16 protein-coding genes are annotated in these 22420 nt (G+C 38.9%); 11 read left to right on the top strand and 5 right to left on the bottom strand.

The window, feature by feature from the left end:
- Positions 1 to 132 precede the first annotated feature (132 nt).
- On the bottom strand, positions 133 to 2160 hold the full coding sequence (metG, locus tag M1F17_RS14395; RefSeq protein WP_004256509.1) for a methionine--tRNA ligase: 2028 nt from the start codon (positions 2158 to 2160) through the stop codon (positions 133 to 135).
- A 259-nt stretch (positions 2161 to 2419) separates the two neighbouring features.
- Between metG and apbC the strand changes: the two genes are divergently transcribed.
- The 6 genes from apbC to asmA all read left to right on the top strand — a co-directional run bounded on the left by apbC (position 2420) and on the right by asmA (position 8752).
- A complete protein-coding gene (apbC, locus tag M1F17_RS14390; protein WP_004256506.1) occupies positions 2420 to 3532 on the top strand; it encodes an iron-sulfur cluster carrier protein ApbC in 1113 nt (370 codons plus the stop codon).
- 207 nt (positions 3533 to 3739) lie between these two features.
- Positions 3740 to 4300 (top strand): LemA family protein, encoded by a 561-nt coding sequence (locus M1F17_RS14385; RefSeq protein WP_004256501.1) that lies wholly within the window; start codon positions 3740 to 3742, stop codon positions 4298 to 4300.
- An 86-nt stretch (positions 4301 to 4386) separates the two neighbouring features.
- Positions 4387 to 5343 carry a zinc metalloprotease HtpX gene (gene htpX, locus M1F17_RS14380; protein WP_136134429.1) on the top strand — a complete coding sequence of 319 codons (957 nt, stop codon included), beginning with the start codon at positions 4387 to 4389 and terminating at the stop codon, positions 5341 to 5343.
- Positions 5344 to 5521: 178 nt separating this feature from the next.
- On the top strand, positions 5522 to 6166 hold the full coding sequence (gene udk, locus M1F17_RS14375; protein WP_004256495.1) for a uridine kinase: 645 nt from the start codon (positions 5522 to 5524) through the stop codon (positions 6164 to 6166).
- A gap of 38 nt (positions 6167 to 6204) precedes the next feature.
- Entirely contained in the window at positions 6205 to 6786 is a 582-nt protein-coding gene (dcd, locus tag M1F17_RS14370) for a dCTP deaminase (RefSeq protein ID WP_004909269.1), read from the top strand.
- Between the two features lie 127 nt (positions 6787 to 6913).
- On the top strand, positions 6914 to 8752 hold the full coding sequence (gene asmA, locus M1F17_RS14365; RefSeq protein ID WP_144141051.1) for an outer membrane assembly protein AsmA: 1839 nt from the start codon (positions 6914 to 6916) through the stop codon (positions 8750 to 8752).
- 50 nt (positions 8753 to 8802) lie between these two features.
- Here asmA and M1F17_RS14360 read toward each other — a convergent pair whose 3' ends face one another.
- Positions 8803 to 9336, bottom strand: a complete 534-nt coding sequence (locus M1F17_RS14360) for a hypothetical protein (protein ID WP_094960640.1) — start codon at positions 9334 to 9336, stop codon at positions 8803 to 8805.
- A gap of 183 nt (positions 9337 to 9519) precedes the next feature.
- Positions 9520 to 11103: a TerC family protein gene (locus M1F17_RS14355; RefSeq protein ID WP_094960641.1), complete on the bottom strand. Its 1584-nt coding sequence runs from the start codon at positions 11101 to 11103 to the stop codon at positions 9520 to 9522.
- Between the two features lie 242 nt (positions 11104 to 11345).
- Between M1F17_RS14355 and gndA the strand changes: the two genes are divergently transcribed.
- Together gndA and M1F17_RS14345 are read left to right on the top strand one after the other, a co-directional pair.
- Complete coding sequence (gndA, locus tag M1F17_RS14350; RefSeq protein WP_004256481.1) at positions 11346 to 12752, top strand: NADP-dependent phosphogluconate dehydrogenase; 1407 nt, start codon at positions 11346 to 11348, stop codon at positions 12750 to 12752.
- 190 nt (positions 12753 to 12942) lie between these two features.
- The gene (locus tag M1F17_RS14345; protein ID WP_094960642.1) at positions 12943 to 14124 is read left to right on the top strand and encodes a multidrug effflux MFS transporter; all 1182 of its coding nucleotides are present in this window, start codon (positions 12943 to 12945) and stop codon (positions 14122 to 14124) included.
- A gap of 87 nt (positions 14125 to 14211) precedes the next feature.
- Here M1F17_RS14345 and M1F17_RS14340 read toward each other — a convergent pair whose 3' ends face one another.
- The gene (locus M1F17_RS14340) at positions 14212 to 17364 is read right to left on the bottom strand and encodes a M66 family metalloprotease (protein ID WP_318837041.1); all 3153 of its coding nucleotides are present in this window, start codon (positions 17362 to 17364) and stop codon (positions 14212 to 14214) included.
- A 301-nt stretch (positions 17365 to 17665) separates the two neighbouring features.
- Here M1F17_RS14340 and M1F17_RS14335 point away from each other — a divergent pair, with 301 nt between their 5' ends.
- A complete protein-coding gene (locus tag M1F17_RS14335; protein ID WP_164455853.1) occupies positions 17666 to 18307 on the top strand; it encodes a CatB-related O-acetyltransferase in 642 nt (213 codons plus the stop codon).
- 49 nt (positions 18308 to 18356) lie between these two features.
- Here the strand turns inward: M1F17_RS14335 and M1F17_RS14330 are convergent, their stop codons facing one another.
- Entirely contained in the window at positions 18357 to 18833 is a 477-nt protein-coding gene (locus M1F17_RS14330; RefSeq protein ID WP_144141057.1) for a YbaK/prolyl-tRNA synthetase associated domain-containing protein, read from the bottom strand.
- Positions 18834 to 19185: 352 nt separating this feature from the next.
- On the opposite strand from M1F17_RS14330, the gene M1F17_RS14325 reads away from it, so the two are divergent.
- Both M1F17_RS14325 and M1F17_RS14320 read left to right on the top strand, forming a co-directional pair.
- Positions 19186 to 21363, top strand: a complete 2178-nt coding sequence (locus M1F17_RS14325) for a TonB-dependent receptor (protein WP_164455852.1) — start codon at positions 19186 to 19188, stop codon at positions 21361 to 21363.
- A gap of 67 nt (positions 21364 to 21430) precedes the next feature.
- Positions 21431 to 22405, top strand: a complete 975-nt coding sequence (locus M1F17_RS14320) for an ABC transporter substrate-binding protein (protein WP_413242989.1) — start codon at positions 21431 to 21433, stop codon at positions 22403 to 22405.
- Positions 22406 to 22420: the final 15 nt, after the last annotated feature.

Raw genomic sequence — 22420 nt, 5'->3', positions numbered from 1 at the left:
TGTAATGTAATATCTATTCATCATACAATTAACTTTATTATTGTGCTACCGATCACAATAAAAAGCCAATAAAAAAGTGGGAAGTATTTAGCTTCCCACTTTTGATGAATAACAGACTAGAGCAAGTATGGGTTATTTAACTTGCATACCGGGTTGTGCACCACTGTCTGGGCTGAGTAAGAAGATATCTTTACCGCCAGGGCCAGCAGCCATTACCATGCCTTCAGAAACACCGAAACGCATTTTACGTGGCGCGAGGTTGGCAACCATCACCGTCAAACGGCCTTCTAAAGCTTTAGGGTCTGGATAAGCGGAGCGAATACCAGAAAATACTTGGCGCGTTTCACCACCGATATCCAATTGCAATTTCAGTAGCTTGTCTGAGCCTTCAACAAAATCAGCTTGCTTGATTAACGCAATTCGCAGGTCAATTTTCGCAAAATCATCAAAAGTGATGGTTTCTTGAATTGGGTCATCGGCAAGTGGCCCCGTAAGTTGCTGAACGGGTTTGATGCTCTCTTTTGAGGCTTCAACCATTGCATCAACTTTCGCCATTTCAATGCGGTTAAATAGCGCTTTGAACGGTGCGACGCTGTGGTTCAGTAATGGGGTGTTAATCGCATCCCATGATAATTCACTATTTAAGAAGGCTTCAGCACGCTTAGTAAGGCCTGGTAAAACAGGTTTCAGGTACGTCATCAGAACGCGGAATAAGTTGATGCCCATCGAGCAAATATCTTGCAGTTCTTGATCTTTACCTTCTTGTTTGGCGACAACCCAAGGTGCTTTTTCATCAACATAGCGGTTTGCGATATCGGCTAATGCCATGATTTCACGGATCGCTTTGTTATATTCACGGTTGTTATAATCCTCACCGATAACTTTAGCGGCATCAACAAATTGTTGGTATAACTCTGGCTCAGCAAGGTTTGCTGATAATTTGCCATCAAAGCGTTTAGCAATAAAGCCCGCATTACGTGATGCCAAGTTAACCACTTTATTGACGATGTCGCTGTTGACGCGCTGGACGAAATCTTCCAAATTAAAATCGATGTCATCAATACGCGAAGACAGTTTTGCTGCATAGTAATAGCGCAAGCAGTCAGCATCTAAATGATCTAAATACGAACGCGCAGTAATAAATGTTCCGCGCGATTTAGACATTTTTGCCCCGTTAACCGTGACATAGCCATGAACAAACAGGTTTGTTGGTTTACGATACTGGCTACCTTCTAACATAGCAGGCCAAAACAGGCTGTGGAAATAGACGATATCTTTACCAATGAAGTGGTAAAGGTCGGTTTTCGAATTTTTATTCCAAAACTCATCAAAATCAAGATCGCCGCGTTTGTCACACAGGTTTTTAAAGGAGCCCATGTAACCGATAGGCGCATCTAACCAAACATAGAAATATTTACCCGGCGCATCAGGAATTTCAAAACCGAAATAAGGCGCATCACGGGTAATATCCCATTGTTGTAGGCCTGATTCGAACCACTCTTGCATTTTGTTGGCGACTTGTTCTTGTAATGCGCCTGAGCGAGTCCACGCTTGAAGCATGTCGCTAAATGCAGGAAGATCAAAGAAAAAGTGTTCTGAATCACGCATTACAGGTGTAGCGCCAGAAATCACTGAACGTGGGTTAATCAGTTCTGTTGGGCTATAGGTTGCGCTACAGACTTCACAGTTATCACCATATTGGTCTTCGGCTTTACATTTTGGACAAGTGCCTTTAACGAAGCGATCCGGTAAGAACATGCCTTTTTCTGGGTCGAAAAGCTGTGAAATAGTACGGTTCTTAATAAAACCGTTATTTTTCAGTTTCCCGTAAATCAGCTCTGATAAAACTTTGTTTTCTTCACTGTGTGTGGAGTGGTAGTTATCATAACTAATGGCGAAACCAGCAAAATCGTTCTGATGCTCTTGGTTCACTGCCGCAATCATCTCTTCTGGCGTTACGCCAAGTTGTTGAGCTTTAAGCATGATTGGAGTTCCGTGCGCGTCATCGGCACAGATAAAGTGAACCTCTTTGCCGCGCATTCGCTGATAACGGACCCAAATATCAGCCTGAATGTGTTCCAGGATATGACCAAGATGGATTGAACCGTTAGCATAGGGTAACGCACAGGTTACCAGTAATTTATTCGCGACTTGAGACATAGTAACTTTCTTACTTCCATTATTTGAAAAGGGTCTTTGATGTTAACCGATCAAAACCATCGCTGCTAGGGGTATAAAATATTAATTGGAAATTTGTTTGAAAAAGAATTTTTACCTCTTCGTGGCTTTTCCTATCTCGATATAATAACTTTCTTCCTGTTCTCTGTTATGATTAATCTCAGTCAAAGTATATCCGCCCAATTTTCTGTAACTTATTCTAGGATATACATAGTTCAAAAATATAAATAAAGGAGCCGGGATGAACGATAAATCCCCCGAGCAGAACAAACCAGAACTGCTGACTGAACAAGTCTCCAAAGTTTTGGCTTCATTTACACACCCAACACTGCAACGTAATTTGATTTCTATCAAAGCGTTACATCATTGTGCAATGTTGGACAACGTGCTGCATGTCGAATTAGTTATGCCATTCGTTTGGAAAGGGCCGTTTCAAACTTTAATTAGCGAAAAAACTGCTGAATTAAAGCAACAAACAGGGGCTCATGCTGTTGAATGGAAACTGCGCCATGACATCACTACATTAAAACGTGCAAATGATTTGCCGGGTATTAATGGTGTTCGTAATATCTTAGCCGTCAGTTCGGGTAAAGGTGGTGTCGGTAAATCCAGTACTTCTGTGAACTTAGCGCTAGCACTGGCACAAGAAGGGGCGAAAGTGGGGATCCTTGATGCGGATATTTACGGCCCATCAATTCCAAATATGTTAGGCACAACTTTAGAGCGCCCAACCTCCCCAGATGGTCAGCACATGGCGCCAATTATGGCGTATGGCTTGGCGACAAACTCAATCGGTTACTTAGTGACTGATGATAACGCGATGGTCTGGCGTGGCCCAATGGCAAGCAAAGCGTTGATGCAAATGTTGCAAGATACGTTATGGCCAGATTTGGATTATTTAGTCATCGATATGCCACCGGGAACAGGTGATATCCAGCTAACACTTTCCCAAAATATCCCTGTAACAGGGGCGGTGGTTGTGACAACACCACAAGATATTGCCTTGGTCGATGCCATGAAAGGCATTGTGATGTTTAAGAAAGTCAATGTCCCTGTACTGGGTGTTGTTGAAAACATGAGCGCACATATTTGCAGTAATTGTGGCCATGTTGAGCCAATTTTCGGTACCGGTGGTGCTGAGAAATTAGCCGAAAAATACCATACTAAATTATTGGGGCAGGTTCCTCTGCATATTTCTTTACGTGAAGACCTTGACCGTGGCCAACCTACTGTTATGCGTGATCCTGAAGGTGAATTTGCAGATATCTACCGTGAAATTGCTTCGGGTATTTCAGCCTTGATGTATTGGGAAGGGGATAAAATCCCAACAGAGATTTCTTTCCGCGCCGTTTAATCGGTTATAGAGAAAAAAGGCTATTTAGTTTATTCACTAGATAGCCTTATTTATTGTTGATACTTTTCTTTACTAAACGTGTTTTTTTAATCTTCTATTTTTCTGAATTGTTTGCGGAACATTTCTTTATTGAGTCATGTTCGCGTAGAATAACCACATCTTTTATTTAATCAGTTTTCTTTCTACGGGCAACCCGAAAAGGTGACTATGAAATTTTTAATTTTTATTGTTGTCGTGGTGCTGATCGTTATTTATTTTTATAACCGTATCGTCGCATTGCGAGAAGCTGTTATTTCGAGTGAAACAGAAATTTCAGTTCAATTAGATCGTCGTGGAAAAGTATTTGATAGCTTATTGGCAACAGTTAAAAAATATTTAAGCCATGAAAGCGAGGTGTTCAGTAAAATTACTGAGCTACGGACGCAAGCACAAACGGCGACTGGGGATAAAGCCCGTGAAGCCGAAGATGCGTTATCAAAAATGGTAACAAGTGGGGCAATTAATGTCGCGGTTGAAGCTTATCCTGAGCTAAAATCCGATGCAATTATGGCAAATTTACAAGAAGAAATCGTTTCTTCAGAAAATAAATTGTCATTTGCTAAACGTGGTTATAACCGTTCATTAGAAACTTATAATGCGTATATCGCTTCTATGCCTGCGGCACTCATTGTTGGCATTATTCCTAGCTTAAAAATTTCAAAGGAATATTGGCGTCTTGATGAAGAAACCATTAAGACTGAGGAATCACGTCGAATTAATTTTGATTAAAAGCCTTTAAACCTTTGAAGTGATAAATCATCGGGATGCCTTATGGTGTTCCGATATTTTATGAGTAGTAGATAACAGGTTACATTATGGATTTTAGAAACGTCATTCGTAAAAATAATATTCGCACACGTTTGGTGGTGATGAGCTATATTGTTTTAATGCTAATCATTGGATTACTGGCGGATATTGCAACACATCCAAATGAACAATTGGATTTGGTCGACAATGCGATGATGTTTGTGACACTTCATGAATTACCTATCGCCACTTTCATTGTTTTAGGTTTAACCTTCCTTGGGCTAATTTATATTCATTTTAGAGGCCATAAAATGATGTTAGCTGGGATGAATGCCAGAGAAATCACCCAAGAAAATGCGAATATCCCCCAAGAAAAGCAACTTTTTAATATTATTGAAGAATTAAGTTTAAGTGCCAGCTTAGGCTATATTCCTCGCTTATATATTTTAGAAACGGACGAGCCTAATGCTTTCGCAGCAGGGTGGAATAATCGTAATGCACTTGTGGGGGTGACAAGAGGCTTATTACAGACACTTAATCGGCAAGAGGTTCAAGCCGTTCTTGCTCATGAAGTTGGGCACATTATTCACGGTGATTCAAAATTAACTCTGTACGTGGGGATTTTGGCGAATGTGATTTTAACCGTGACCAATTTATTTAGTCAGATTTTTATTCGAACAGCAGGGCGCAGTCGCAATAATGCGGCGAACAAAGCGCAAATGATCCTATTAGTTCTGAATTTTGTTTTACCGTGGATAACACAAATTCTCTATTTTTATTTATCGCGTACCCGTGAATATATGGCGGATGCCGCAGCGGTTGATCTGACTTCTGATAACCAAGCGATGATCAGCGCATTGAAAAAAATATCAGGGAAGCATGAAACCCATGATTATGATGAAACGAGTACAGGCCAAGCTTACCGTAAGGCCGCTTATATTTTTAATAAGGGCGATTCTGTGTTTTCAACTCACCCTTCGATTGAAAATCGCATCGCGGTATTAGAAGGAAAAAAACAGTTTTAGTGTATAAATGACATTTTGTACGCTTTGATTTACGGCATTTCCTATCTAATGGGTGTTTTTTTAGCGAACTTTGTTGAGGTATGCTGGAACAACACGCCATTACCCCCTATAATTCCGCCAACATAACATTTTGTTGTTGTGTATTTTCATTTCTAATATTTAACCAGGTTATCATTTTATGACTGACATAGCGCATCACTGTACCATTGTAGGTATATCGGGAGCCTCTGCATCTGGCAAAAGCTTAATTGCCAGCACGTTATACCGTGAATTAAGGGAACAGGTTGGTGATCATAATATCGGTGTTATTCCAGAAGATTGTTATTACAAAGACCAAGCCGATGTCCCAATGGAAGAGCGTCTTAAAGTAAATTATGACCATCCTAACTCGATGGACCACAGCTTGCTTTATGAACATCTCAAATCACTGAAAAGTGGCCAAGCAGTAGAAATTCCGCAATACGACTATGTCGCTCATACCCGTAAACAGAAAACCATCACGTTTAAACCTAAAAAAGTTATTATCATTGAAGGTATTTTATTATTAACAGATAAGCGCTTACGTGGTGAAATGGATTTTTCTATTTTTGTCGATACGCCACTTGATATTTGCTTGATGCGCCGTATTAAACGTGATGTAAATGAAAGGGGCAGAACGCTCGACTCCGTTATTGACCAATATAATAAAACGGTTCGCCCAATGTTTTTGCAATTTATTGAGCCATCAAAGCAATATGCCGATATTATAGTACCTCGCGGGGGAAAAAACCGTGTTGCGATTGATATCTTGAAAGCGAAAATTGGCGAATTCTGTCAAGATTAAACCGCGCAGAAATTAAAATAATGAAGGGGGAAACAACCATGCGTCTTTGTGACCGCGATATTATTCAATGGATGGATGATGGTAAATTAGTTATTAGCCCACGCCCACCAGTTGAACGAATCAATGGTGCAACTGCAGATGTTCGTTTAGGAAATCAATTCCGTGTTTTTCGAGGACACACGGCTGCATTTATTGACCTTAGTGGCCCTAAAGATGAGGTTAATGCCGCATTAGATCGCGTCATGAGTGATGAAATTGTGCTTGATGAAGATGAGCCCTTTTTCCTACATCCAGGTGAATTAGCACTTGCAGTGACGCTTGAGTCTGTTACGCTCCCTGATAACCTTGTCGGTTGGCTAGACGGGCGCTCTTCATTAGCGCGGTTAGGTTTGATGGTGCACGTAACAGCACATCGAATTGACCCCGGTTGGCATGGGCAAATCGTGCTAGAATTCTACAATTCAGGTAAATTACCGTTAGCGTTGCGTCCTGGCATGGTGATTGGCGCATTAAGTTTTGAGCCGTTATCTGGTAGTGCTGATCGCCCTTATAATAGCCGACAAGACGCTAAATATAAAAACCAACAAGGTGCTGTTGGTAGCCGTATCAGCGAAGACTGATAACCGGTGAACTTTGCGGAAATTGCGGCGTTTAATGGAGATTAAACAGGTAATTTCCGCCCATTTTCAGGGATAGGTGTGAGTTCATTTTTGTGGCGAGCGCAAGCGGAATTTAAGAGAGGGAAGGATGAAACGTTTTTTGACGACACTGATTATTTTACTCGTGGTAATTGTTGCAGGGTTAACCACACTTGTAATGTTGGTGAACCCGAATGATTTTCGTCATTATATTGTTGAACAGGTAGAGAAAAAAAGCGGTTATCAACTTGAATTCAACGGTGATATGCGTTGGCATGTATGGCCAACTTTAAGCATTATTACTGGCCCTGTTTCCCTTACTGCACCGAATGCCGCTAAACCCATACTGAGTGCAGATAATATGCGCTTAGATGTTGAATTATGGCCACTTATTTCCCATAAGCTTTCTGTTGAGCAAATTGTGATTGATGGTGCTGTTATCCGCAAAACACCGGATAGCGAAATCCAAACTCACCGTAATGCTCCTGTCGCGCCAGGTGGTGTGCCTACATCCTCCCCTTTACCAGAGAAAAATAGCTGGTTATTAGATATAGAAAAAATTAATATTTCCAATAGCTTAGTGATTTGGCAAACATCTAAAGATGAGTTTAACCTACGTAACATTGATTTATCACTGAAGAAAAGTGATAAAAAACAGGTCGCCGTTAAATTCAGTGGAAATCTAAATAAAAACCAACAAGAGTTTGTATTTAATTTACGTGCAGATATCGATTTATCGGATGTAAATCAAAAGATTAGTGGGCAATTAACGCAATTTGATTATAAATTGAGTGGTGTTGATTTGCCTGAAAGTGGAATTGAAGGGCAAATAACAAGTGATTTTCTATACACCAAAGGGAAAGTAGAAAGTGCCAGTTTAAGCCATTTGGTGATAACGGCTAATGAAAGTGCCCTGTCAGGCGATGCCAGTATACAATTAGCCGATACCCCCAAAGTAATGGTCAATTTAGTGGCCGAAAAATTAGATTTAGATAACTTACTGGGGACTATGCCTAGCAGTACCCATATCGAATCAGAGGTGAATAATAACCGTGTTGGTGTTAAACCGGTTATTTCTGGTGCAAATCCTCAACAATATGATTTATCTGGCTTGCAGGCATTTTCCGCCAATATCAATTTAGCCATTAACCAGTTAATCTATCGTGGAATGATGGTTAGTGACGTAGTTTTTGAGGCACAAAACCAAACACCTCGTTTGACGGTTTCAAAATTACAGGGTAAGGCATTTGGTGGTGCCTTCTCATTACCAGTGACATTTAATTACAGTTCAACGCCGGCATACGTTTCCGCAAGGCCGGATTTTAAAAATATCGACCTAACACCACTATTAAAAGCCTTCAATATGCCACAAAAATTAAGTGGGGTAATTTCGTTAAATAGCACATTATCGGGTGTAGGTTATGATGACCATGCAGTAAAAAATCAATGGCAGGGGCCTGTTAATTTTGAGTTAAGAAATGCAAAATTGCAGGGGTTGAATATTCCTTTATTAATTCAGCAATCCGTTTCCAGAGTAACCAATAAAATTAATGCACCAGTGAATACGGGTAACGTCACTGAGGTTGATTCTTTCATTGTGGCAGGTAAATTAAATAAAGGTAATTTGAATATTTCCTCTATGAATGCAACGTCATCCTTAGTTAACATTAGTGGGCAAGGTCGTATAAATATCCCTAATGAAACTATTGATGTCAATTTAGGGGTTAATATTGCTAACGGCTGGGGCGGTGATTCACGTTTAGTCCAGCAATTGCAAGCAATGACTATTCCACTGCGTATTTATGGTAGTTGGAATAATTTAAAATACCAATTAGATGTGGAAAAACTACTGCGTGATGAGTTACGGACTCAAGCCAAAGAAGCCCTTGGTAATTTTTTAAAGAAAGAAGAAAATAAAGGGCTTAATGATTTATTGAATGCATTGTAACGATATATGTCATCATGGAGCCACCTAAAACAGGTGACTCCACTTAATATTTATGGTTCAAATTTGGATGGGGCTTTGTTCCCCTTCCTTAAATCAGCCGCTTTTTGCATATTATCAAGATGAGCTTGGTTACCTCTACTAACATTAAACTTATTGTTACTTTCTGCCTTACTCATCTTTTCAGTGATTGTTGATAATTTAGTCTCTAGCTTAGTGATTGTTTTTTGCTTTGAACTATTGTGTTTATATGATGAGGAATCTAGTTTATCCTGATACGATTTAACGGATGCCGTTAGTCTATCTAGCTGTGACTTTAACTCTTTGATAGAATCATTTTGGAAAGGTCCTGATGCTTTGTCACTTAGAATATTACTTAGCTTCGATTTAATGTGACTTAATCCAGTAGTAATATCTTTATTCAGCTTAGTAATCTCTTTTTTATGGACTATTTTTTCTGAAGTTGCCACAGGGCATTTTTGATTATGATTACTAACGCTACTCGTGTTTCCACTTACACCTTTTGATGAGTTATTTATTTTTACATTCTGACTAGTATTATTTGGTTGATTGCTATTGATATACATAATATGACCTTTATTAAAGTTAATTGTATTTTATTGGTCGAATTATTCAGTGTTTCAATGCTATTTTCTTTAATAAAACGCTACTGTTTTTATTGTTAACGGGTAAAGAGATAACATCTGCGGTTTTTAGACAAAAAAATACCGACTCTATAGGCCGGTATTGTAGTAAAGAAATAAAACTAATTAATCATCTTCAAATTCATAGCCATCACCTTCAGGGGCAGGTGGCGTGATTAACACTTTATTGACTCGGTGGCTATTGACTTCCAATGGTTGGAAAATACAACCATTGATAGTGACTTGCTCTCCCACTTCAGGAACACGCTGCAAGTGCTCCATTAAAAGGCCTGCAATCGTTTCATATTCACGTTTATCGTCTAATTCCATAGGGATAAACATGATCAGGTCTTCAAGTGGCATAAAGCCGTTGGCAATCCAAGTACCATCATCGAGTTTTTGAATGTCGTGGCGAGAGTCATTTTCTTCATCACCAACGGGTAAATTACCCGCGATGGTTTCCATTACGTCGGTCAATGTCACTATACCTTCGATAGAACCAAACTCGTCCACAACAAAGGCAAAGTGAGTATGCGCCTTACGGAACTGCTCTAACGCTTTTAACAGAGATAGCCCTTCAGGGAATATTAATGGCTGGGTAATCAGTGCTCGTAAGTTTAATGGCTGGCCTTTTAATTGCTGTTTAACCAAATCCATTACATGTACCACCCCAACAGGTTCATCACTAATCGTTTCATCAATGACAACTAAACGTGAGTGTGGGTTTTTCTCCATTAATTGCAGTAAATCCGCAGAAGACTTATTAATGTCAAGGTAATCCACATCATGGCGTGATGTCATGATGCTTTCTACGTTACGTTGTGCCATACCTAACACACGAGCAATCATCAAGCGCTCTTGTGGGTCAAAAACCGATTGATTATCAGCGATAAGGTCAGAAGTGTGCGGGTCTAATTCCCCACGCTCATTATTACCGCTAAGAATACGTAAGACCGCTTCTGCCGTACGTTCACGTAGTGGACGTGAGCCTTTAAGGAACTTACGACGGTTAAATTGGGCAAATTGATTTAGGACTTCAATCATGATAGAGAAGCCAATTGCAGCGTATAAGTAACCTTTCGGTATGGCATAGCCAAACCCTTCGGCAACTAAGCTGAAACCAATCATCAGTAAGAAGCTTAAACACAGTATGACAATGGTTGGGTGCTGGTTAACAAAGCTAGTTAACGGTTTACTTGCCCAAATCATTAATACCATAGCAATGGTTACAGCGGCAATCATTACGCCGATATGGTCAACCATGCCGACAGCGGTGATCACGGAGTCCAGTGAGAATACGGCATCAAGAACAATAATTTGTGCAACAACAGCCCAGAAATTCGATGTCTTTCTTTGAGTATTGGTGTGTTCGTCTTTCCCCTCCAACCGCTCGTTTAGTTCCATTGTGGCTTTAAACAAGAGGAATAGACCACCCACCAACATGATTAAATCTCGAGCACTAAAAGGATGCTCAAAGAGGGTTAATATTGGTTTCGTGAGGGTAATGAGCCATGACAAGCTAAATAGAAGCACAACACGCATAATCAGGGCTAATAAAAGTCCAGTTACACGGGCTCTATCACGCAGCTTTGGCGGGAGCTTATCTGCCAGAATGGCGATGAAAACGAGGTTATCAATACCAAGAACGATTTCTAGAACGATAAGGGTAGCGAGGCCCGCCCAAATCGAAGGATCTGCGATCCATTCCATACAGTTTGTTTTACCTTCTGATATGACGGCTTATACCGACGAATGAATAATGCGGTTTGTTGAATGAAATATCAATAAAAAATCACGCTAATTGGACAATTCTTGACAAAAATGGCCTTGTATACGTCATCGATTGCATCAATAACTACCATGCTGCCCAATCCTAGGTTAATATGTGATCCCGTTAACAGAATGTCAGCACGGTCGAGGCTGACTTGGTCCTAATCAGACAGGAGTTGTTCATGTCAAAGCAGCAGATTGGTGTTGTCGGAATGGCAGTCATGGGGCGTAACCTTGCGCTCAATATTGAAAGCCGCGGTTACTCAGTGTCTATCTTTAACCGTTCTAAAGATAAAACAGACGAAGTGATTGCCGAAAATCCAGGGAAAAAATTAGTTCCCAACTATACAATTGAAGAGTTTGTTGACTCTCTGGAAAAACCTCGCCGCATCTTGTTGATGGTTAAAGCGGGTGAAGCGACGGACAAAACCATTGCCTCGCTGACTCCTCATCTGGACAAAGGGGATATCTTAATTGACGGCGGTAATACCTTATTCACTGATACTATCCGTCGTAATCGTGAATTATCCGAGCAAGGTTTTAATTTCATCGGTACTGGTGTTTCAGGTGGTGAAGAAGGCGCACTGAAAGGCCCTTCAATTATGCCGGGCGGGCAAAAAGAAGCTTATGAATTAGTTGCGCCAATCTTAAAAGAAATCGCAGCACAGGCTGAAGGCGAACCTTGTGTGACCTATATTGGTGCAGATGGTGCGGGCCACTATGTGAAAATGGTTCACAACGGTATTGAATACGGTGATATGCAATTAATCGCAGAAGCCTATTCATTATTAAAAGGTTCTTTGAACCTGAGCAACGAAGAGTTAGCTGGTATCTTTGCTGAGTGGAACAAAGGTGAGCTGAGCAGCTATTTAATTGAAATCACAGCAGATATTTTCAAGAAAAAAGATGAAGATGGTAAATATCTCGTTGACGTAATCCTCGATGAAGCGGCTAATAAAGGTACTGGTAAATGGACTAGCCAGAGTGCGCTGGATTTAGGTATCCCTCTGACTTTAATTACTGAATCTGTATTTGCGCGTTATATATCTTTCTTAAAAGATCAGCGTGTTGCTGCATCTAAAGTATTAACCGGTCCAACTCTGAAAGCCGTTGAAGGCGATAAAAAAGACTTTATTGAAAAAGTTCGCCGTGCACTGTATTTAGGTAAAATTGTGTCTTATGCGCAAGGCTTCCAACAACTGAAAGCAGCATCAGAAGAATATAATTGGGATTTAAACTACGGTGAAATCGCAAAAATCTTCCGTGCAGGTTGTATCATTCGTGCTCAGTTCCTGCAAAAAATCACAGATGCGTATAACCAAGATGCGAAAATTGCCAACTTGCTGTTAGCGCCATATTTCAAGCAAATCGCTGACGAATACCAGCAAGCACTGCGTGATGTTGTCTGCTATGGCGTACAAAATGGTATCCCAACACCGACATTCTCAGCGGCTATCTCTTATTATGATAGCTACCGTTCAGCGGTGTTGCCTGCAAACTTAATCCAAGCCCAGCGTGACTACTTCGGTGCTCACACTTATAAACGTACGGATAAAGACGGTGTTTTCCACACTGAGTGGATGGAATAAAATTCGTTATCATTAATTTTTGATAACACAAAAGGCGCTAGGTTTAGCGCCTTTTTTGACTTTGAAGAGCCATAAAATATTTAATTTATCATTATAAGTAAATCATTAATTCGACGGTGGCTTTAGCTTTTCTATAATTTATTGTATCTAATATTTTAAAAATTAATTTTATCGAGTCTGGGCATGGTTTATGCGTAATTTTCTTATCTTATTACTTTTATTGGTATTACTTGGTCCACTAGGGATTGATTTATATTTACCAACAATACCTGATATTGCGAAGGATTTAGGTAGCAGTGAGTCGGTGATTCAATCTACAATTGCCTTGTTTATTTTAGTTTTAGGCTTAGGGCAGTTAATTTCAGGCCCATTAGTGGATAGGTATGGCCGAAAACCTATCGCGATTTTGGGCATAGTGCTGTACATCATTGGGGCAGGTGTTGCTATTGCAGCAACAACACCCGTGGTATTTATTGCCTCGCGTTTATTGCAAGGGGTTGCAGTCTGTTGTTCTTCGGTGGTGGCATTTAGTTGTGTACGTGACCGAATGAATGGCACAGAAGCGGCCCGCGCTTTTGGCTTCTTAAATGGGACATTGAATATTGTTCCTGCGTTAGCGCCATTACTTGGAGGCTTGCTGGCTGAGGCATGGGGCTGGCGGGCACCGTTTTGGTTTCTTGCTTTGTATGCATTGGTCATATTAGTGCTAATTGTGGTTTTTTTACCCGAAACACGCCCCGCTAATTTACCTAAAGTAAAAGTTATTCCGCTGAAAACTTATTGGCGAATTTTGGGGAATCCTCAATTTATTATTTTTGCCTTAGTAAACGCAGGCACGATGGGTATGGCATTAACATATGTGTCACTTGCACCAACTGTGCTGATGGGGGATGCCCAATTAAGCCCGCTCGCGTTTTCTATAGTATTTGGTGTTAATGGTTTTTGGATCATGTTTGCCAGTTATATCGCTAATTATTTTATTCATAAAATAGGGCGGCCAACCTGTTTATTGGTTGGTAGTTCAATGATGGCAGTTGGCTGTTTAGGATTATTGCTAGGTTTTGTCGTATTACCGATAGAAATACAAAGCCATTGGTTAGTCTATATGTTGCCTGTCGCTTGTGCTTGTACAGGGCTGGCCTTTATGATGGGAACGGCAACCAGTTACGCTTTAGAACCTTTTGGTAATGAAGCAGGCACCGCATCTGCCTTAGTGGGGTTTGTTCAAATGGCAGGGGGAGCAACTCTCGGACTTTGTGCAATCGGTTTGCCTATCGCACCAAAAATGTCATTAGCATTAGTTATGCTAGTTGGCTGTTTGTTTGGATTGCTTGCAAGAAAAAAGAGCTTATCTCTTGTTAAATCAATATAGAGTAGACCGTTTGAAGATTTTATTTTTCATTATGTCGTATATAGTTATCACTAATTAATTTAGTAATTAGTGATAACTTAGATAAAATTATGCAATATCACCATTAATCGTTGTTAGGAGTCTATTCTTCTTTATTTCAACTTCTCTAGAATGGACAATTTTATTATTAATATAAAGATTAGCTTTTATGGGGTTTAAACTTCGCTCAATATTAACATGAAATTTATTCATCATCTCTTCATTTGAACGGAAGTTATGAAGTTGGTACTGGCTTATTGTCCCATCTTCAAAAATAACCTCTAAATATGGCATTTGAGTGTCTATTTTTTTATCATGGCTATAAACCATACCATAAGAACCATATAAAGAAGGGTAGATATAGCTATCGATTACGTCTTTAGGGTCATAGAACCCCATTAAGGTCACAACAGGCACTCCTTGTTTATAGGGAACTTTATAGAGGATTGTTTCATTGTTATCTTTTCGATTCCAAGTGTAGCCATCTGAAATATAACAAATTGAATCATTTTTTTTGATTAATTTAATCTTGTTGTTAACATGAAGCTCACTATTGTAATCCGCGACTGATTCTATTCTTAAAATAGCATTTTTATTATTTTCATTTGCTAATGGAATGTTGATTTTTGGGGCGTGATAACCATTTCCATTATAAATAATAATATTTTTATTTTTTTTAAATAGTGAATTTAAATCGTTAGTTGTAATATCTGAGCCATTTATTGCAGTAAACTCGACGGTATTGAATTGTGATAGTTCTAAATATGCATCTACCATCTCTTTTGTTTTTGGACCCCATTTTTTATATCCTGTTTTTGATTCTGTACTAAATACATATTTACTTTCTAATCTATTTTGAATTGCAATGAAAGAGTTAGGCGTATAAGCAGTATAAGCGTTGTAACGAGTATCATAAAATTCGCCTCCACTCATTGCGTCATGATTTAATTTACCATCTTGGTATATATTGGGAATAAAATAGTTATTATCTGAATCCCATAGCCAGGTTGAATTTTTTTTATTTGCAACTGCATGGGAGCCGCCTTCATCTCCCCCATGATAATCACCTAAACCAAAATTGTGACCGAATTCATGGCTAAGCTCATTACTATCTGTCCTATTTAATGTTGCTTTACCTCCACCACCAGACCAGCCGTGGACGACTCTACCATTTTTATACATTCCGACAGAGTTATAGGCAGTTATCTGGGAGGTTGGAACAAAGGAATCAGCATCTGGAGCTGAACTATTTATGCCATAATTTGCGGTGTTAACACCATTAGCATAAAAAGATTTAGTGATCCACTCTCGCATGCTGCCACTATGGCCTCCTCCTTCATCCGGTGCATTATCTGTAAATACTTGGCCATTAGGCATGACCACTTTTAACAAATGGATAGGTTCGTAGCGGGAGACAATTAATTTTTTTACCGGGATCGTTTGATAATATTGGCGATTTAGTTCGAATTTATTTAGGAAAAGATGTTCATTTCTTGGTGGTGTAAGTAACCCGATATCAAAAGTATTAATGAGTAATTCATTTGGGGCACCTACATCAATGTTAGATAATGTACTTTTCTGACCTTGATAATTAAATTCAAGTTTTATTTCTGGATGGATATATTCTTTTGGGATTGTAGTAGACCATGTTTTATCTATATATTCCAAGTTGCTAATGAAATTTTCTTTGTTATTCTGATTAATAGGGATCCATTTTTTATCTAAATCATAGACAAAAAGGACGTTTTCACCTGTTTGTAACTTTATAGTGTTTTTTCCATAATGAATGTAACTGTTATACGATGCATTAGAGCTAAACAGTATTTTCTTATTATGGAATGCATCATTTTTATTTAATGTGAAGTCACGACTCCAATTACCATCACTAGTCAATATTTTTATTGAGTCATTATTCTTTATTAGATTATTTAAATAATTTCTTTTTTTCGAAGCCTCAATGATTAATTCATTTTCATCTAAAGTTAGATCAAATTTATTAGGGTATGAGTTGTTGATTTTTGATGTGTTACTAGAAGAAATAGGAATGTTTTCCCATTTGCCATCTGAATTACAATGGAATAATAATACACTGTCTTTTTTTAGCTCGAAAACTTTATTTGTAGTGTGGATGAATGTTGACTCTTTAGCTTCTGATGTGAAAATTATTTTTTTAGATGTGAATTTTTTATTTTTTTTTAGCGTGAATTTTTTGACTCTGTCATAATCCATTTTCATTATTTTTAAGGTGGGGTTTTCTTCTAGATTTTTCTCAAAAAAATCTGCGTCTATTTTATTTATATCGATATCTGGCAGGTTTCCAATTTCAAAATAAATAATTGGAAGAGTATTTGAGGGTGCTTTTCTAGGGGGGCTGTAATATTTTATTTGTTTAGCATCATTTTTTGTTAGCCAATGTCCATTTTCATCACATATAAAAAGGGTGGATGATTTTGACGGTAATATAGAAGTGTTATTGCCATAATTAACTTCAATATCGTTATTGTCAGTGTTGTGTAATTTTATAGTTTTACCTTTATATTTGATGCTATTATTTAGAATGAAAGGTGTTTTTATATTGTTATGATTAAGTTTTAAATTTATTTTGTTATTATCTAAAATTGTTTCGTGTAAGTAATTTTGATTTTTGGATATTTCAATTAATTCACTATTAGATCTCATGACAAGGTCGAAATTTACCGGTGATTTGAAATCACGAGGTAATAAATTAGTTTCTCTTATACTATTATCTGCAATTTTTGGTAGTTTAGATGCGGGAGATAGCGATTTTTGCATGATTAAATTATGATTTTTATCATAAATGTTTAATTGAATTGGATTTTCTTCTGGGATATGAGTATGCGGTTTAAACATAATTAAAGTCTTACGTTCCTTAACTAGTTTAGGCTTACTATCTCCATCTATATGGAGTTTAGATGGAATAATATTAGCTTGGGCGAAAAATACATTTCCTTTTAATTCACCATCTACATCACTAGAGTGCTGGTTGTTATTAAAGTAATGATTGGTTTTCCCATTTTCAAAAAATGAGAGATTACCGAAGGATTTGTTTATTTCTGTTATTAAATGCCAATAATCTAGAATGGAGTTGGACTTATTTATAGCATCTATATAATAATCATTGTTTCCTATTGATAAAATATGGTTTTTGAAGCTGTTAATCAATAATGATGGTGAAGTTGTACTTAAGTTTTTATTTGGCATAAAATATCATCTTCTCTATTTGTTGTTTCGTAGATCCTAGTCAAATTTTTATTTGATGGTAAGATAAAATATCTTTTAAAAAAAGATGAATGGTTTAATAGTTACTCCTAAATGCTACTCTAAGTATTGGAGTGCTCACCATGAGTGAGGAAATTAATATTATTTGAATTAGTGAGGTTAAAATGAATAACTCATTACTAAAAAAGCCAATGATTACTTAGTGTGATGTATTTTGAACGCGGATACATCACCATAGAATGCGTTCTATGGTAAATATAAACGAATTAAAAGGTTTAGTGCCATGAATCAAAAGCATTGGTCGAAATATGAGCTACTTCATGAGGTTGTACAAAACCCCAATATCCATATCAAAGGTAGGCATAGTTATTACAGCGACTGTTGGGATAACGGTTTTGAGCAGTCAGTTGTGCGTTATTTACAAGGTGATGAACAAAGCCGAGACTGGCAGCTAGCATGGAATGTTGACCAACTTTATATCGGTGATTATGTCTGTATTGGTAGCGAAGCTGTGATATTAATGGGAGGGAACCATACTCACCGAATGGATTGGTTTTGCTTATATCCTTTTCTTGAATTTATTGAAGAAGCTTATGTAGGAAAAGGCGACACAGTGATTGGCGACGGAGCCTGGGTTGGCATGCGTGCCTTTATCATGCCGGGTGTTAAAATTGGTGAAGGCGCAGTTATTGCAACGAATAGCGTGGTAATTAAAGACGTTGAGCCTTATTGTATTGTAGGCGGAAATCCCGCTAAGGTAATAAAATATCGTTTTCCGCCAGATATTATTACTGAACTACTCGCATTGAAAATTTATGATTGGCCAGAGGAAAAATTTATCGCACTAAAGCGGTTTATTTGTGATTCCGATTTTGTGGCATTAAAAAATGCCAGTCAGGAATATGATCAGCGATTGATGAGTTAGTTTTACTTATTGATGGGTATTCTGTGGAATACCCTTTTTTAATACAAAACTAATTTTCTTCTATGCGAATAAACTCAACTAAAGTCGGCGCGGCTATTCTTTGATAATCTTCGGTATTTAAAATAATAGAGCGCTCTAATGTACCTGCATTAAAGGCGAGTTCCTCAAAACGTTCAAATAATAGTGGGTCAGCAATTAACTTTAAATTAGGGTGAAAACTAAAAGGCGGAATAGCCCCGAACACACATTGCGTGAGCTCATCGACTTCCTTTGGGCTTGCTAAAGATGCGCGGGTTCCACCAATGGCTATGGCAACCTTACTTAAATCAGCCTGTTTATCAGCAGGTAAAATTGCCAGTACGTGTTGGCGGATCCCATTTCCTTTTACATGGCATACTAGTCCTTTTGCCCCTTGCCCAAGCTGCGTGCCACGTATTTTTGCCACTTCTTCCGATTTCCCTGCTGTGGGGTGCTCCATCACACGATATTTTGCATTATTTTTATCAAGTAACTGTGTGAGTTGCATAAAAATAGAATTTTCAGACACTGTTTTTTCCCTTTAAAACCACATCAATGACAAGGAATGATAACAAGTTAATTAAGAGATACAACTGCGAAATATAGCGAACTAAAAACTATAAATTTGGGAAATATTATAAATTTCATATCAGATGCGGTTTTTAACTATATTGTTAATCTATTTTTGGGTTTTATTATCATATCTTCTGGTGAGTCAGTTATCTATAATAAAATCAATGAGTTATTTTTTTTATTTTCTTTATTCTGGCTGAGAATGCATCTTGTTAAGAGTTGAGATTGATCATTTACGCTGCATTTTATTATCGGTAATATAAAATTTTATATAACGAAAAGATAATATGACTCGTAAATTTAATTTATATCTCATTATGCCGCTTATTGCAGGGATCGCACCGTCTATTGCTGCAGCACAAGTTTCTGAGCAACTGGCTAAACCTAAGCAAGATAGAATGTTAGTCACCGCAGCGCCAAGTGATGTAACCATGGAAGCACAGGCTGGCGCTGGCTTTTTCACATCGCAAATTGATATTGGTCCATTAGGCAACCGTGAGTGGATTGATACGCCATATTCTACAACCACGATTAGCCGCGAAATAATTAATAATCAACAAGTTAAAAGTTTGAGTGAGTTATTGAAATATGCGCCAAGTACACAAATGCAAGCCCGTGGAGGGATGGATGTCGGGCGTCCACAAAGCCGAGGCATGCAAGGTGGCGTGGTGACGAATAGCCGGCTTGATGACCTGTATATGGTGTCAACAACGGCATTCCCCGTGGAAATGTTGGATAGAGTGGACATTATTAATAGCTTGACGGGGGCATTGTATGGCCCTGCAAGTCCCGCAGGGCAGTTTAATTTCACCACAAAACGCCCTGAAGATATTCAGCGTTTTTCTTTAGGTTACCAAAGCCGTAATGCCTATAGTGGCCATGCTGATTTAGGTGGTTATTTTGATGCTGATAAACGTTTTGGATATCGCCTTAATTTGTTGGATGAAGAGGGAACAGGCAGCCTTAAAGAGAGCACATTACGCCGTAAGTTAGCCTCTGTGGCGCTTGATTGGAATATTCAACCGGGTACACAGCTTCAGTTTAATGCCAGCCACTATAATTTTGTGCAAAAAGGTTATGTGGGTAGTTTTAGTTATGGCTCTGCTATCAAATTACCAAAATCACCTAATCCACAAGATAAAAATTTAGCATTGCATACCGCAGGAAATGATTTAACCACTGATACCGTTAGTACTCGATTAATTCATGATTTTAATGAGGATTGGACACTAAAAGCGGCAATTGGTTATCAGCAAGCGGATAGGGCGATGCGTACGGTGACGAGTGCCATTCAAGATAACAATGGAACCATTAGCCGCTCATTAAGTGATTCCCCCGCATCGGGACGTTTTCGTGTGTTGAGTAATTCAGTGGTAATTAATGGTCATGTAGACACGGGCTCTATTGGTCATGATTTATCATTAGCGACGAATGGTTATGTTTGGTCGATTTATAGTGCAAAAGACAAGAGTGTGAGACGTGATTTAGGGCAAACCAATATGTACCGTCCTTCGCCAATGGAAGAGCCATCTGATGGCAAAATTCATACGGGAGGTTCTCGTTATAAATCAGCTGAAAACAGCCAACAAAGTATCACTATCGGTGACACAATCACATTTGGTCCACAATGGTCAGCCATGTTTTATCTCAGCCAAAGTTGGATTGAAAGCCGTAGCTTTGATAAACAAAACCACAAAACCAGCCAGACCAATGACCATGGCCTCAGCCCTCAAGCAGCATTGATGTATAAAATTACCCCTCAGGTGATGACTTATATTAGCTATGCTGATTCGTTAGAAGAGGGGGATACCGCGCCGATGAATCAAAACCTGAAAAATGAAGGGCAGACTTTAGACCCTTATCGTAGCAAACAATATGAATTGGGTATTAAAGCCGATGTAGCAGATTTAAACCTTAGTGCTGCGGTATTCCATTTGGAGCGGCCATTTGCCTACGCGGGGGATGACAACGTGTTCCGCAAACAAGGTGAACAAGTAAACCGAGGGCTAGAGCTCACGGCAACCGGCCATGTTTGGCAAGGGCTAAATGTCTATAGCGGCGTGACTTTCTTAGATCCAAAACTCAAAGATACCAAGTTCACGACAACGCGTGATAAACGTGTCGTTGGTGTGCCGAAAGTTCAAGCCAATATGTTAGTGGAATACAGTTTACCGACAATGCCAGAACTGGTGTACAGCGCTAATGTGCACTATACAGGAAAACGAGCTGCTAATGACACCAATACTAGTTGGGCAGGTAGCTACACAACATTGGATTTAGGAACTCGTTATAGTACAAAAATCAATCAAGTTCCAACGACGGTCAGATTATCCGTCAATAACGTAACGGATGAGCGCTATTGGGCTTCCATTTTTCCATCAGGTATCAATGGAGAAGGGAAAGGGGGAAGTGCTTTTTTAGGTTCAGGCCGTGAAGTTCGCGCAACGGTTACGTTTGATTTCTAATTATAACAGTCTAGGAGTATGCCGTTTTACGTTAAGGTGAAACGGCGTGAAAAATATGAGAAAAACCATTTTTCTGCAATCGGTCATTTTACTGTTTGGACTACTAATGAGTAGCGCAATACAGGCGAAGACAGATAACCCCGAATTGCGTATTGCAACACCGTGGCCAGCACAAAATACCATTATTATGATGCTAGGTTACGGTGAGCAAATTGTCGGTACCTCGATGATTGCGAAAAAAATTCCGTTGTTTCGCCAAATGCTGCCAAATATTGATGATGTTCCAGTGATCAGTATTAGCAATCAATTAAACCCAGAACAAATCATTTCATTACGTACGGAGTTACTGTTCATTGCTAAAGGAATGGAAGTCCCACAACGTGATTTATTAGAAAATGCAGGGGTGAAAGTGGTTGAATACCCAGCGAATTCATTAAAATCGTTACAAGAAAGGGTTCAAGCCACAGCAAAAGAGCTGGGCCCTGATGCGCAAAGTAAAGCTATTGAATATCAACGCTATTTTGACCGTAATATCGTATTAGTTAATGAACGACTAAAAGGGCTCACTGATGCAGAAAAACGGACGGTATACCACAGTATGGGGAACGTGTTATTTACGTCTGGCCGCCCATCATTAAATCAAGATTGGATGGATTTAGCAGGGGCGAAAAACGTGGCAGAAACCTGGTTTTCTGACAAAAAAAATAACTCTGGTGAAGTCTTGTTAGAAACCATTATTAGCGCAAACCCTGATGTGATTGTGGCGATGAATAAAGAAGATGCTAATATCATACGAACATCTTCCCAATGGAAAGCAATTAGCGCGGTAAAAAACCAGCAGGTATATGTGAACCCAAAGGGAATGTTTTGGTGGTGCCGAGAAACGTCAGAGGAGGCATTGCAGTTTCTGTGGCTAGCACAAACACTGTACCCAGAGCGCTTTGTGGATATCGATATGCAACAAGAAACGGCTGATTTCTATCTGAAATTCTTTGGTATTTCATTGAGCGATGCGCAAATCGATAATATTTTGCACCCATAAAATAAAACTGCCAGC

The sequence above is a fragment of the Providencia sp. PROV073 genome (assembly GCF_033688125.1).
In the GTDB taxonomy this organism is placed as follows: domain Bacteria; phylum Pseudomonadota; class Gammaproteobacteria; order Enterobacterales; family Enterobacteriaceae; genus Providencia; species Providencia hangzhouensis.
Note: the sequence above shows the minus strand (reverse complement) of the source record. Positions and strands in the feature narration are given on the sequence as shown.

What these genes read in the sequence shown, in the direction of transcription:
- metG (WP_004256509.1), bottom strand. Translation starts at nt 2,160, where the DNA reads ATGTCTCAAGTCGCGAATAAATTACTGGTAACCTGTGCGTTACCCTAT.
- apbC (WP_004256506.1), top strand. Translation starts at nt 2,420, where the DNA reads ATGAACGATAAATCCCCCGAGCAGAACAAACCAGAACTGCTGACTGAA.
- M1F17_RS14385 (WP_004256501.1), top strand. Translation starts at nt 3,740, where the DNA reads ATGAAATTTTTAATTTTTATTGTTGTCGTGGTGCTGATCGTTATTTAT.
- htpX (WP_136134429.1), top strand. Translation starts at nt 4,387, where the DNA reads ATGGATTTTAGAAACGTCATTCGTAAAAATAATATTCGCACACGTTTG.
- udk (WP_004256495.1), top strand. Translation starts at nt 5,522, where the DNA reads ATGACTGACATAGCGCATCACTGTACCATTGTAGGTATATCGGGAGCC.
- dcd (WP_004909269.1), top strand. Translation starts at nt 6,205, where the DNA reads ATGCGTCTTTGTGACCGCGATATTATTCAATGGATGGATGATGGTAAA.
- asmA (WP_144141051.1), top strand. Translation starts at nt 6,914, where the DNA reads ATGAAACGTTTTTTGACGACACTGATTATTTTACTCGTGGTAATTGTT.
- M1F17_RS14360 (WP_094960640.1), bottom strand. Translation starts at nt 9,336, where the DNA reads ATGTATATCAATAGCAATCAACCAAATAATACTAGTCAGAATGTAAAA.
- M1F17_RS14355 (WP_094960641.1), bottom strand. Translation starts at nt 11,103, where the DNA reads ATGGAATGGATCGCAGATCCTTCGATTTGGGCGGGCCTCGCTACCCTT.
- gndA (WP_004256481.1), top strand. Translation starts at nt 11,346, where the DNA reads ATGTCAAAGCAGCAGATTGGTGTTGTCGGAATGGCAGTCATGGGGCGT.
- M1F17_RS14345 (WP_094960642.1), top strand. Translation starts at nt 12,943, where the DNA reads ATGCGTAATTTTCTTATCTTATTACTTTTATTGGTATTACTTGGTCCA.
- M1F17_RS14340 (WP_318837041.1), bottom strand. Translation starts at nt 17,364, where the DNA reads ATGCCAAATAAAAACTTAAGTACAACTTCACCATCATTATTGATTAAC.
- M1F17_RS14335 (WP_164455853.1), top strand. Translation starts at nt 17,666, where the DNA reads ATGAATCAAAAGCATTGGTCGAAATATGAGCTACTTCATGAGGTTGTA.
- M1F17_RS14330 (WP_144141057.1), bottom strand. Translation starts at nt 18,833, where the DNA reads ATGCAACTCACACAGTTACTTGATAAAAATAATGCAAAATATCGTGTG.
- M1F17_RS14325 (WP_164455852.1), top strand. Translation starts at nt 19,186, where the DNA reads ATGACTCGTAAATTTAATTTATATCTCATTATGCCGCTTATTGCAGGG.